Source organism: Leuconostoc falkenbergense (assembly GCF_014634805.1).
Taxonomy (GTDB): Bacteria; Bacillota; Bacilli; order Lactobacillales; family Lactobacillaceae; genus Leuconostoc; species Leuconostoc falkenbergense.
In genome coordinates this window covers 1-13431 of the sequence record NZ_BMBS01000049.1, presented here as the reverse complement: position 1 = coordinate 13431, position 13431 = coordinate 1, and the positions used below count along the sequence as shown (strand labels likewise).

The 13431-nt window shown below is 36.5% G+C and carries 12 protein-coding genes; 11 read left to right on the top strand and 1 reads right to left on the bottom strand.

Annotation, left to right across the window (positions count from 1 at the left end; all coding sequences use genetic code 11):
- Window positions 1-87: 87 nt before the first annotated feature.
- The 3 genes from IEU71_RS08960 to IEU71_RS08950 all read left to right on the top strand — a co-directional run bounded on the left by IEU71_RS08960 (window position 88) and on the right by IEU71_RS08950 (window position 2620).
- On the top strand, window positions 88-1209 hold the full coding sequence (locus IEU71_RS08960; protein WP_004915355.1) for an alpha/beta fold hydrolase: 1122 nt from the start codon (window positions 88-90) through the stop codon (window positions 1207-1209).
- Between the two features lie 236 nt (window positions 1210-1445).
- On the top strand, window positions 1446-1790 hold the full coding sequence (locus tag IEU71_RS08955; protein ID WP_004915356.1) for a PadR family transcriptional regulator: 345 nt from the start codon (window positions 1446-1448) through the stop codon (window positions 1788-1790).
- Entirely contained in the window at window positions 1787-2620 is an 834-nt protein-coding gene (locus IEU71_RS08950; protein WP_004915358.1) for a DUF1129 domain-containing protein, read from the top strand. Before IEU71_RS08955 ends, IEU71_RS08950 begins: the two co-directional genes overlap by 4 nt.
- Before the next feature lie 349 nt (window positions 2621-2969).
- Here the strand turns inward: IEU71_RS08950 and IEU71_RS08945 are convergent, their stop codons facing one another.
- Window positions 2970-3908: a sugar-binding transcriptional regulator gene (locus IEU71_RS08945; RefSeq protein ID WP_004915361.1), complete on the bottom strand. Its 939-nt coding sequence runs from the start codon at window positions 3906-3908 to the stop codon at window positions 2970-2972.
- A gap of 263 nt (window positions 3909-4171) precedes the next feature.
- Here IEU71_RS08945 and IEU71_RS08940 point away from each other — a divergent pair, with 263 nt between their 5' ends.
- The 8 genes from IEU71_RS08940 to IEU71_RS08905 all read left to right on the top strand — a co-directional run bounded on the left by IEU71_RS08940 (window position 4172) and on the right by IEU71_RS08905 (window position 12849).
- Window positions 4172-5323, top strand: coding sequence for an NAD(P)-dependent malic enzyme (locus IEU71_RS08940; RefSeq protein ID WP_004915364.1), 1152 nt, complete (start codon window positions 4172-4174; stop codon window positions 5321-5323).
- A gap of 9 nt (window positions 5324-5332) precedes the next feature.
- Window positions 5333-6394 carry a [citrate (pro-3S)-lyase] ligase gene (gene citC, locus IEU71_RS08935; protein WP_036067196.1) on the top strand — a complete coding sequence of 354 codons (1062 nt, stop codon included), beginning with the start codon at window positions 5333-5335 and terminating at the stop codon, window positions 6392-6394.
- Window positions 6384-6677, top strand: coding sequence for a citrate lyase acyl carrier protein (gene citD, locus IEU71_RS08930; protein WP_004915369.1), 294 nt, complete (start codon window positions 6384-6386; stop codon window positions 6675-6677). The genes citC and citD overlap by 11 nt, the downstream gene beginning before the upstream one ends.
- Complete coding sequence (gene citE, locus IEU71_RS08925) at window positions 6677-7591, top strand: citrate (pro-3S)-lyase subunit beta (protein ID WP_004915372.1); 915 nt, start codon at window positions 6677-6679, stop codon at window positions 7589-7591. The genes citD and citE overlap by 1 nt, the downstream gene beginning before the upstream one ends.
- On the top strand, window positions 7581-9119 hold the full coding sequence (gene citF, locus IEU71_RS08920) for a citrate lyase subunit alpha (RefSeq protein ID WP_004915374.1): 1539 nt from the start codon (window positions 7581-7583) through the stop codon (window positions 9117-9119). The genes citE and citF overlap by 11 nt, the downstream gene beginning before the upstream one ends.
- A gap of 79 nt (window positions 9120-9198) precedes the next feature.
- On the top strand, window positions 9199-10602 hold the full coding sequence (gene citG / locus IEU71_RS08915) for a triphosphoribosyl-dephospho-CoA synthase CitG (protein WP_004915378.1): 1404 nt from the start codon (window positions 9199-9201) through the stop codon (window positions 10600-10602).
- Window positions 10599-11396, top strand: a complete 798-nt coding sequence (locus tag IEU71_RS08910; RefSeq protein WP_004915380.1) for an alpha/beta fold hydrolase — start codon at window positions 10599-10601, stop codon at window positions 11394-11396. The genes citG and IEU71_RS08910 overlap by 4 nt, the downstream gene beginning before the upstream one ends.
- Window positions 11397-11523: 127 nt before the next feature.
- Window positions 11524-12849 (top strand): 2-hydroxycarboxylate transporter family protein, encoded by a 1326-nt coding sequence (locus tag IEU71_RS08905; RefSeq protein ID WP_004915382.1) that lies wholly within the window; start codon window positions 11524-11526, stop codon window positions 12847-12849.
- Window positions 12850-13431 lie beyond the last annotated feature (582 nt).

Sequence of the window (13431 nt, the reverse complement as noted above, 5' to 3'; positions counted from 1 at the left end):
TACGGTGTTCAATTAGTGAAGAGAAAACAGTCATAAAAATAAAAAATAATGTAAGTCTTTAAACTTACTATACGAGGAGGATACAATATGTATCAGAATTATCATACAGACGAACAATTCAATTTTCAAATCAACCGCTTCATTGAACCTTTTTATGAAAATGAAACGGTTCAGGCTGACGTCTATGCTGCTGCAAAGCAAATTACCGATGTTAAAAGCTGGATTTCGGTTTGGATGGCATTAGGACAGAAAGCTGAAAATGCAAAACAGTATGCACTATCATCTGCTTACTACCAACTTGCAGATTTTTTTGTTGGTGAAGATGATCCAATCAAAGCGCAAACCTACTCATTGTTTAAGTCAAATTATTATCAATCCATTGACAAATCTCAAATTCAATTTGATCAAATACCTTATCAAAATGGTAAAATACCAGTTGCAATTGTCCGTCAGGTGGGTGCTACAAACACTTTGATTTTTCATGGCGGGTTTGATTCTTACTTAGAAGAATTAATTCGCTTGGTATTGGCTCATTGTGTTGGTGTGTTAAAAACATATAATTTCGTATTATTTGAAGGACCTGGTCAAGGAATGGCGCTGAAATATGGTTTACCAATGACTTACCAATGGGAGCTTCCTGTTAAGGCTGTTTTTGATTATTATAACATTGAGGAAGCTGACTTGATGGGGATGTCCTTAGGTGGTTATCTGTCAATGCGGGCCGCTGCGTTTGAACCTAGAATTAAAAAAGTGATTGCCTTTGATGTCTATTATAGTATGATGGATTCTTTGACAATGAAATTACCTGATAAGGCAGTGAATGCAGTCCATAAAATCAACAATCCAGTGATTGCAGCCCTAGTTAATCGTAAAATCATGGCGGCAACCCAAAACGATGTGGATATGGCATTTAAAATTCAAAAAGGCAATGAAGTGATGCATACAAAAAAGCCATCGGATTTAATCAAAGCTATTTCAAAGTTTACAATGGCTGGTATTGAGGACAAGATTACACAAGATGTCTTATTATTAGCTGGTGATCATGATATGTATGTGCCAACAGCAACAGTTGATGACGTAGCTAAGTCATTAATCAACGCCCAATCCGTCACCACCTATTTATTTGATCAGGCAAGTGGTGGGGAGAGGCACTGTCAAGTCGGCAATAAACAAATTGCGTTTGATAAAATCATTCATTTTCTAGCGTGATCTTAGTTGAATGAGTCAATAATAATTTAGTAAAATTCAATTTAAAAGGTAAGGTGATGCAGCAAAGTCACCTTACCTTTTTGGCAATATTGGTACGTAATCGTATTGTTGTGTATAGGCAGATTTAATCTGATATTGTCGTTAATTTATTTATTATTACTATTTTGCTTTACAAACTAGTGATTTGTGTTACACTACTAGTATGCAATACATAATAGAGGAGAAGGGGTGATCACTTGCCGCAAAATGATATTTCCAGTCAAATGCTTAAAGGTATTCTGCAAGGTTGTTTGTTGATTCTAATTAATCAGCGACCTTATTATGGTTATGCAATCAGTCAAGAACTTTCAAGATATGGATTTGCTGATGTGCCAAAGGGCACAATCTATCCATTATTGATGAGTATGGAAAAAAAAGGTCTGATTATAGGTAAAATGCAACCGTCAAAAGATGGGCCACAACGCAAATATTACCATATAACGGCCACTGGTAAACAAGCCCGGCAAATATTTCTAAATAAATGGGATACGTTGTCACTCAATGTCAATGATTTAATCAATGAAAGAAGGAATGATTCATGAACAACGATAATTTGATTAATGGAAACAATCAGTTACGAGCAAAATTAAATTCAGCAAACAAACAATACTATGAGGATTTGCTAACCTATATCCGTGGCAAATCAACGTTTAATAGAGAAAGAGATGTAGAGCAACTCCTGTTAGACATGCTGCACGACTTAATTGACGCTCAAAGTAATGGACAATCTGCCGAAAACTATTTTGGTAAAAATCCACAAGCCTTGGCTGATGAAATATTGCAAACATTACCCAAATCTTTTTTTGAAACTTTCAAACTAGCTTGCTATATCTTGTTTGGTTATGTTCTCTTCTTTACCATTCCCAGCATGGCAGTACCTTCAGCAAAATTGGACCTTGGTAATTTAATGATAACTGGCTTACTTGGTTTCATTTGGTCTCTAGGCGTTTTATGGTTGATAGGGCAAGAAACATATCAAAAAAGTAAATTCAAAAAATATACTAGTTACACTGCTTATGCTTTGATTTTTGTTGGCCTGATCATAGGAAGTGTTTTCCTGAAAACACCACTTTCTTTGAGTTTACCGGGTTGGTGGGGTATTGGTACAATCCTAATTTTATTTGTTATCACAACAATCATTTTCCTAGTTGAGCGTAAACGGATGCCTTTTTTAATTACTATTTATGGTTTGATTGTACTTGATACGCTACTGGGTATTGGTAGCCGAATTCCGGGTTTTGCTGATTTGTTAACACAACCGATTTCTAAATCGACCGCATTATGGGTTATATTAATTGGCATACCAATCGTCGCATTTGTATTTGGCTTTGGAACTTACCGTTATCTCATGAAAAATGATGCTACGAACTAACATTAAGTAGCAGCTGATGCTTCAAAAAATTACTTTTTTAAGCAATTTAACTTCTTTTTTATTTATAATTTGTTAGTAATTTAGTGACGATTTGTAATTAGCAGATAGCACATTAAAAGCAATCTTCTTTGTTTCTTAAACATTAAAGATTGCTTTTTTGATGCCAATTAAAGGACTTTCATGAGAATGTAGAAATGACAGTTGTCAACTATACCACAAAAAAGCAAACGTTAATCCAAGACATTGTTCAGCCTACTTAGCTATAACAACTAAGCGCATTGCCATCGAAATATAACACCGGCGCGAAGTTTTAATCATGAATCATAGCATTTGAGTTTGCAATTTGGATTTAGGATGTTTCATTCAAAATTTTATACGCCATACCTTCCGTCATGATGACGTCGGTAATTAATTTGCCTTTGATTGCACCAATAACTGGCTTATATTTTGATTTTCCTCTCACCAAGCAAATTCTTTTTGGGACCTTCAATATTTGGTCAATGCTAAGACCCAACACTTTATCGGCTTCAAGATTTAAAAAACGACCATTAATATCGTAAGGGCGACCATAAATCAAGCCAGCAATTTCTTGAGTATTAACAGTAGAAAAAATTGCATTCAAATTTTGCTTCCAAATTGGAATAGAATCAAGCGATAATATTGTGCCAACACCGGTAATCAACGCATCCATATTATCGGCGACCGCAATGGTATTTTGTAAAGAAGGCTCTGAGTACAAACCATTTCGAACACTGTCGTTTAAAATGTACAACGGTGCTGGTAAGGTTAAAAATTCACCAGAAACTTTTTTTGCGGCTCTTTCAACCATTCTCATTGAGCCGGCGGTTGAATTATACTTCATGTTTTCTCCCAAAAACTGTGTGAATTTAACACGCTCAAGCGGTCTGTTTTTTAAACTATCAATCATGGTGTAGATGGTTTCGCCCCATGTTAAACCAACAATTTTATTATTATCTTGTAGAACCTCATCAACGTAGGTAGCGGCAAAATTAGCAAGGTGCTCGGATGTTGTTATATTGTTAATGTCATCTTGAACCACATAAAAATTGATGTCTTTGAACTTGTCGCACAAAATATGCTCAATCTGCGGATTACGATTAGAATTTTCAGTGATTTCGATCTTAACAATTCCAACTTTAACCGCTTCATTGAGGTATTTATTAACTAAATAACGACTAATATTGTATTTTTTTGAAATATCACCGAACGGCAATTTGTTTAAATAATAATCCTCAGCAATTTGGGAAAGTATTGTTCTTTCGAGCATGACGAATGCCTCCATTTGTTATCTTTACAAATTGTACAAATAATTTATAAAAATATCAAATTATTTCAAAAAAAATAAATGATTTTAAAAATATTAATTTAAAAAAACTAAAATGATTTTAAATATTTAAAAATAAAAAATATAAACAAAATTTATTTCAAATATTTTAAAAAAACAGTTGACTTTTTAGAATGACAACCATAGAATGAGTTTGTTATCAGTTATGCGTTTTGTAATAACTGAAAAAGAAAAAGGAGTAATTTATGGTAAATATGGATGAAGTGCTTTCAATTCATCAAGCACATACGGGTGTACTCGATATTGAATCTTGTTTTGATATCACTACACCAACTGATTTAAGTGAAGCATACACACCAGGCGTTGCTGGACTAGCGAAACTCATTGCTAAAGATACGTCAAAAAAACGTGATTACACAATGAGTGGAAAACTAATTCCGGTTATTACAGATGGATCTGCTGTTCTTGGTTTAGGCAATATTGGACCAGCTGCTGGTTTGCCAATTGTGGAAGGTAAAGCATTAATCTACAAAAATTTTGCAAATGTTGATGCTTTACCCATGGCGTTGAATCAAATGAGTGTTGATCAATTCGTTGATACAGTTAAAGCTATTGCACCATCTTTTGCTGGTATTCATTTGGAAGACATTTCGGCACCTAAGGTGTTCGAAATTGAACGACGCTTAAGCAATGAACTTGACATACCGGTTTATCACGATGATCAGACAGGAACTGCAATTGTTGTATTAGCGGGTATTATTAATGCAGCAAAAGTTGTTGGTAAAAATGTTCATGATTTGAAAATTGTTGTTAACGGTATTGGTGCTGCAGGTGTAGCCACGACAAAAATTTTGATTGCGGCTGGTATCTCTAATATTACATTAGTAGACATTAACGGCGTTATTAATTTGGGCGACGCAAATTCAAACAGTTACCAGCAAGAGCTTGTACGTGAGGTTACTCAAGTAGATGGCAAAACATTAGACGATGTTATTGCAAATCAAGATGTATTTATTGGTTTGTCAGATGCCAATGTTTTGAGCGGAAAGCAAGTAGCTCGAATGAACGAGAATCCTATCATTTTTGCATTAGCAAATCCTGTACCAGAAATTTCACCTGATGATGCTAAACAAGCTGGTGCAGCAGTTATTGCTACTGGTTCGTCACAATGGCCAAATCAAGTCAACAATGTACTTGTATTCCCTGGTTTGTTTAAAGGTTTGCTAGAAAGTGGCATTAAACACGTTGACATGGCACTTCAACTTAATGTTGCACATGCTTTGGCAAATATGATTAGTGAGCCAGATGCCACCCATATTGTACCAGCTGTCTTTGATGATGACGTTGTGAACTCGGTAGAAACAGCTGTAGTTGATTATGCTAAACAGCACGCTTAAAACGATATGATGTCAAATGAAATTACAACAATAGATTTAAAGGATAAGTCAGTGCGACGTGATTGGCAAAATTTTTTAATGGCTTGTGGCATCAAAAATTTTGATGATAGTGAGTTAAATCCTTTAGATATCACAATCGCGGTGTATGAAAACGAGGAAATTATTGGGACTGGTTCAATTGCTGGAGATGTGATTAAGTACGTTGCAGTGCAAGAAACAACAATGTCGGGTCACAGTACACTCTTTAATCAACTCATGACAAAACTAGAAAACTTTATGGCCGTTGAGGGACGTTTTCATCAATTTGTTTTCACCAAACCAATTTACCAAAAAAGTTTTGAATACATTGGCTTCAAAACGTTGGCTGAGTGTAAACAAGGAATTTTGCTGGAAAAAGGATTACCAGATATTAAGGAATACTTGTCAACAATTCCGCGTCCCAAAACACCTATTGATAAAGTAGCCAGTGTTGTTATAAATGCCAATCCATTTACAAACGGTCATCGTTTCCTAATTGAAGAGGCATCCCGAGATAATGAACTTGTCTATGTGTTTGTATTAAATCAAGAAGCTTCGTTATTTCATACCGATGAGCGTATTGCGCTCGTCAAGGCAGGTGTTCAAGACCTATCCAATGTCATTGTGGTTAATGGTGGTGCCTATATCATTAGTTATCTGACGTTTCCTGCGTATTTTCTAAAACATAACGATTCTGCCATTGATTATCAAACATCAATAGATGTCAGATTGTTTAAATATAAAATTGCTTCAGTTTTAGGTATAACTAGTCGATATGTTGGCAGTGAACCGTTATCACACACCACTAACTTGTACAATCAAAAGTTAATTTCTGAATTAAATCCGCAAATTGAAGTTCATGTCATTCAGAGAAAACTAGCGGCGGGTGATCTGGGTGTTATATCGGCACGCACCGTCCGTGAAGCAATTGATAAAGGAGATGAAACAGTATGGCAAAAAATGGTGCCTGAAACGACACAGCATTTTATTTCAAATAACTTACTAGAATTGCAACAACGTATTAGAAAGGGACAAAAGATTAATGGAAATTAAAAAAACAGCCATTGCGGGAACATTAGAATCTTCCGATGTTCAAATCATGTTAAGCAAAGGGACAGTTGGAGTGGAATTTGATTTGGTTTCTGATGTGGCAAAACAATTTGCCGATGATATTAAATTAACAATTAAAGAAACATTGGGATTGTATGGCATAGAAAATGCTGTGGTGAAAGTTGTTGATAAAGGGGCATTGGACATGGTTATCAAGGCACGTACCCTTACGGCGATTCAAAGAGCTTTAGATGCTGTTGATCAACCAAATTGGGAGGTTTTGTAATGAATAACGATCGATTACGTCGCACAATGATGTTTGTTCCTGGTAATAACCCAGCTATGGTTAAGGATGCAGGAATTTTTGGAGCTGACTCTATCATGTTTGATTTGGAAGATGCAGTTTCTTTGGCTGAGAAAGATTCAGCACGTTATCTGGTTTATGAAGCGCTTCAAACAGTAGACTATGGTTCTTCAGAATTAGTCGTGCGTATCAATGGACTAGATACACCGTTTTATAAAAATGATATTAAAGCAATGGTGAAAGCTGGTATTGACGTTATTAGATTACCTAAAGTTGAAACGGCAGCGATGATGCATGAATTGGAAAGTCTAATCACCGACGCGGAAAAAGAGTTTGGTCGTCCAGTTGGCACAACACATATGATGGCAGCTATTGAATCGGCGCTTGGTGTCGTTAATGCGATTGAAATTGCTAATGCTAATGCTTCTGACCGTATGATTGGTATCGCTTTATCAGCCGAAGACTATACAACTGATATGAAAACACATCGTTATCCTGATGGCCAAGAACTCTTGTATGCACGGAATGTTATCTTACATGCTGCACGTGCCGCCGGTATCGCAGCATTTGACACTGTGTTTACCAATTTGAATGATGAAGAAGGATTTTATCGAGAAACTCAGTTAATTCATCAATTGGGATTTGACGGTAAATCATTGATTAACCCCCGCCAAATTGAGATGGTCAATAAAGTTTATGCGCCAACAGAAAAAGAAATTAACAATGCGCAAAATGTTATTGCTGCTATTGAAGAAGCCAAACAAAAGGGTTCTGGTGTGATATCAATGAACGGGCAGATGGTTGATAGACCAGTTGTCTTGCGTGCACAACGTGTGATGAAACTAGCTAACGCCAATCACTTAGTAGATTCGGAGGGAAATTACATTGAAAAATAAAGTAAATATCGACGTTCCTGATGCTATTTTGGAACAATTAGATGATAGTGTGTTTGAAAGCACAAATTATGGCAATCCTGAGATTCAAAGAGTTGGTCCTAAGGTGCGAGCAACTACTGGAGAAAGTAAAGTTCAAAGTTCAATTGATGATGTCTTGTCAAATACTTTAAAAGATGGCATGACAATTTCATTTCATCATCACTTTCGAGAAGGTGACTTTGTCTTTAACAAAGTCATGAGAAAAATTATTGACATGGACTATCAAAATCTTACGTTAGCGCCTTCTTCTTTAACAAATGTTATGAATGATATTGTGATTGAAGCAATTAAAAAGGGTGTTGTCACTAATATCACTTCTTCTGGTATGCGTGGCACACTTGGTGATGCGGTATCACATGGTATTCTCAAAAATCCAGTTATCTTCCGCTCTCACGGCGCACGTGCACGTGCAATTGAATCAGGTGAAATCAAAATTGATGTTGCATTTTTAGGTGTACCTAATTCAGACGAAATGGGTAATGCTAACGGCATGAATGGTGACGCTGCTTTTGGGTCACTAGGGTATGCACTGATTGATGCGCAGTATGCGGACAAACTAGTTTTGATTACAGACACGATTATGCCTTACCCCAACACACCTGCTTCAATTAAGCAGACTCAGGTTGACTATGTCGTTAAGGTAGATAAAGTAGGTGATCCCGACAAAATTGGATCAGGTGCGACAAGATTTACAAAAGATCCAAAGGAATTAAAGATAGCAAAAACGGTTAATGACGTTATTGTTAATTCTAAGTATTTCAAGAATGATTTCTCATTTCAAACAGGATCAGGTGGCGCGGCACTTGCTGTAACTAGATTCTTGAGAGAGGCAATGGTGGCCCAAAACATCAAGGCTTCATTTGCATTGGGCGGTATCACTAAGCCTACTGTTGATCTTTTAAATGAAGGCCTAGTTAATCGTGTAATGGACGTACAAGACTTTGATAAGGGTGCCGCAAGCTCTATGAAGCTAAGTCCTAATCAGCAAGAAATTGATGCTTCTTGGTATGCCGATCCTGCTAACAAAGGCGCAATGGTTGATAAATTAGATGTTGCTATTTTGTCGGCCTTAGAAGTTGATACTAACTTTAATGTCAATGTCATGTCAGGTTCTGATGGCGTTATCCGAGGTGCAATTGGTGGACATCAAGACGCTGCAACTGCCAAATTGACTATTATTTCTGCACCCTTAGTTCGAGGCAGAATTGCGACGATTGTCCCTAAAGTTAATACTGTTATCACCCCCGGAGATTCAATTGATGTTGTGGTCACAGAGGTTGGTATTGCGATTAATCCTAAAAGAACAGATTTGGTAGAACAGCTAAAGCAAGTGCCAGGATTGCCAATTTACAGTATTGAAGAGTTGCAACAAAAGGCTGAAAAAATTGTTGGCCAACCAGCACCCCTCAAATTTACAGATCGTGTAGTAGCTGTGGCAGAATATCGTGATGGTTCAGTCATTGATGTTATCAAAGAAGTAGCAGATTAAGTGATCGCGTATTTTATTGGCTAAAAGCGAATCATATTTGATTCGCGTACATAGCAAATAAAAGCAGAAGGAAAAACGAATGGACTATTTTGAAGGTGGAGAGCGCATTAACTTAATGCAAGTTCTTGATAATAGAGAATGGCGCGAGAAATACCAAAAACAGTTAATGGCAAGTTTCCCAACAGCTGTCATCACTAGTGTCAAGCTTAACTTGCCCGGACCTATCAAAACGTCACCAAAATTACAGTCAGTATTCCAAAACATAATTAATGACTTGAACCCAGTTTTCAAAGATCTTCAAATTATTAAAGAAGCATCATTTGTAGATCAAATCACTGGTCCTGAAATATTTTTTGTCACGAGCGGTTGTTTGAAACTAGTTAAGAAAATCATGATTACTTTTGAGGAAAGCCACCCACTGGGCCGTTTGCTGGATTTAGATGTCATGTGTCAAAATGCTGATAAACAATTATCTCGCGAAGAACTTGGATTTACTCCAAGAAAGTGTTTGTTGTGTGGAAAAGATGCCAAAACTTGCATAAAAGAAGGTAATCATTCTCTTGCAGAGGGATACAGTCAGATTAATAAGATGCTTCATAATTTTGAAAAATCAAAAATGATTGTGCCACAAATGACTCAAAGTCAAGTTGTTAATGCAGCACTTACTGGCATGCTTTATGAAGTATCGTTAGCCCCGAAACCGGGCCTTGTAGATCCAATCAGTAATGGCGCGCACAAAGATATGACGGTTTTTACATTCATAGATAGCTCATTGGCATTACAACCTTATTTAAATGAAGCATATCGTATTGGTAATCAATTTAAAGGGACAGATTTACCTAGGATGTTTTCATTATTAAGGAATGCTGGCATAAGGGCTGAAAAGGATATGTTTGCAGCGACGAATGGTGTCAATACCCATAAAGGTGCTGTATTCTCGTTAGGAATTATGGTAACGGCAGTTGCGTATGCAACACAGAAAAGTATTACTAACTTACTGACGATTCAAAAAGTAATTAGTGACATGACTCAAGATCTCGTAAAAAACGATTTAGTTAAAAACAACTTACGCAATAGCCAAAATCGACAAACAGCAGGAGAACGTCAATTCATTAAATATAAAATTCCGGGTGTTCGTGGTGAGGCTGAAAAAGGCTTTCCAATCGTGATGAATCTTGCGTTGCCATTTCTCTGTGAGCAACAGGGTAACTTTAATCAACGACTATTAAACACGTTGATGAAGATTGCGGGTAATATTGATGATACTAATCTAATCAAAAGGGCCGGTAATGCTACGATTTCAAAAGACATGCAGCACTGGTCAATGACGTTTTTCCAAATTGGTGGTAGTTACACACCAGAGGGGCTAAAGTTTCTCAATGATTTAGATCAAATGTTTATTAAACGAAACCTTAGCATGGGCGGTGCGGCAGATAACTTAATTTTAACCATATTCTTAGCAAGATTGGTGGGATCTTTATGAGTATGAGCTACATTGTGACAAACGATCACGTCAGACTCGCTTACAGTGATGTTGGAGATGGTCCAACCATGATATTTTTACCGGGCTACTCTGATATCAAAGAGACGTGGTATTTTCAATCTAAATACTTTTCCGAAAATGGGTACCGTATTATTTGTTTGGACTGGAGAAGCCATGGGTGTTCAGCGCATACAGCCAAAAATATGAAAATCATGCGTTTAGCTGCCGATTTACACGAACTGATTACAACCTTAAAGTTAGAAAATGTCATTTTGATTGGTCATTCAATGGGTGCTAGTGTGATTTGGGCGTATGTGACAATATTTGGACAAACGAATGTTAGCAAAATAATTACAGTCGACGAATCACCAAAACTAATTAATGATGTCGGTTGGCAAGCAGGCATAAAAAACCTTAATTGGGATAATTTTATTGAATTGGCACCGTTAATTTTGCAGCAACCATTGACTGAACAGCAGATGCCAGCAACATTGAAAAATATTCGTAATAGATTTAAAACAGATCATCCATTTGATGCTGATTTGGGATACGGACTACTATTAGATCATATGAAACAGGATTGGCGGACAACCGTTATTAACATAACAGTTCCTCAATTATTTGTTGTCGGTGACAAATCACCATTATGGGCAGGTGATTATAGTAATTATTGTGAAAAAAAGAACAATATCAATATTTTTAAAACTTTAATTAAAAATACAGGGCACTTTCCGCAAATCGAAGACGCAGGTCGCTTCAACAGTGAAATAGATTTTTTTCTTAAAAATACTTAAATGATTAAAAGTATTGTGTCTATTTTTTTGACAATTTTTAACATTTTATGTGAATAAAATAACAAACGAAAGAAGTTAATAATAACAAACGAAAGAAGTTAATAATAACAAATGAAAGAAGTTAATCATGATAAACGAAAAAGAAACAAACGGCAATAAGTCAAAGCTCAAAAGTGCTTTAGGTGCTGTGGACAAAATTAAAATTAGTGGGATTGGATTGGTTGCTTATATTGTAATGGCTATTCTTTTGATTGTAGCCATTAGTACGCATAAGTTACCCAATACAATGATTGGGGCCATTCTAGCTTTGGTTATTATGGGACATGTATTCTATTATATTGGGGCTCATTTACCAATTTTTAGATCTTATTTGGGTGGTGGTTCAGTCTTTACAATATTAGTGATGGCTGTGTTGGTTTATCTCAATATAGTTCCTAGTGATACTGTCAAAACAGCATCAGGATTTATCAACGGCATGGATTTTCTTGGCCTGTACATTGTGTCCCTTATAGGATCATCAATTTTTAAAATGAATCGTAAAATGCTACTCAGTGCAGCGGTACGATTTTTACCAGTAGCATTTTTGTCAATGGCAGTTACTTTCTTCGGAGTGGGCTTAGTTGGTATGTTGATTGGGGTTGGATTTAGTCACGCAGTATTGTATACAAGTTTGCCTATTATGGCCGGCGGAGTTGGCGCTGGTATTGTACCACTTTCAGGTATTTATGCTCACGCCTTTGGTAGCTCTGCCGCAGTTATTTTGTCAAAATTATTCCCCGCCGTTATTTTAGGTAATTTACTGGCTATTATTAGTGCCGGCCTTGTTTCTAAACTGTTCTTACACAGCAAGTCAAATGGGCACGGTGTGTTACTGAAGACTGAAAATGCTGATGCGCAAGTCGTAGCAGATCCCAAACCAGACTACACTCAAATAGGTGTTGGCTTGATCATATCCGTTTCTTTCTTTGTATTTGGCACACTCTTGAGTGCACTATTTCCATCAATCAATGCATACGCTTTCATCATTTTGTCAATTGTATTAACAAAAGCTTTGGGCTTGTTGCCTGAGTATTATGAACAGTCTGTGATTATGTCCGGACAGGTGATTACTAAGAACATGACACATGCCTTGTTGGCAGGAGTGGGAATGTCGTTAGTTAATATCAAACTTCTATTGAGTGCATTATCATGGCAGTTTGTGGTACTTTGCTTAACGAGTATTATTGTGATTTCATTGGCAAGTTATTTCCTCGGTAAATTGTTTGGCTTATATCCAGTCGAGTCGGTCATTACTGCTGGTTTAGCTAATAATAGTATGGGCGGTACTGGAAATGTGGCTGTTTTGGCTGCTTCTGATAGGTTGAATTTGATTGCTTTTGCTCAAATGGGAAACCGTATTGGTGGTGCGCTAGTTCTGGTTATAGCTGGCATACTTGTGTCGTTTATGCATTAAAAGTTTTGACAGCTGCAAAGGAAAAAAACACAGCGTTTCAATTAATCCAATAGGCTCAAAACAGATGGTTATTCTGCTTTGAGACCTATTGTTTTTTATATTTAATTAAGAAAATGAAGCCAATCATAACTTGCTATTTTGAACTATTCTCCTTTATCAATACGATTTGTGCTTAAATCGTTTAGTCTGCTTGAAGCGTGCGGTGTAAAAGTGAAACGACTTGTAAGCATAAAACACGCTATGGAGGGTAATTGCATTTCAATCATTAATGTGATAGATCAAAAAAAGTATTTTTGAGCATGGATATTGTTAACAATAAAAATAAAGGAGACCACTGTCGTGTAGTCATCATATGGTAGATTGTAAAATTAAACCGAACACTTGAATAAAAAAGCCGCAGCGCCTTTAATTGCTCTTATACTAAAAAACTTACTAACATTAAAGGTGAAGATTATTCTCGACGGAGATGATCTTCACCTTTTTTAGATTTATTCTAAAATTGGTAGTGAAACTTAGGTCGTTGGTCCTTTTGACACCAGATGTCGTAGAAAAAAATGGCCATTTCACTGGCTTTACCACACA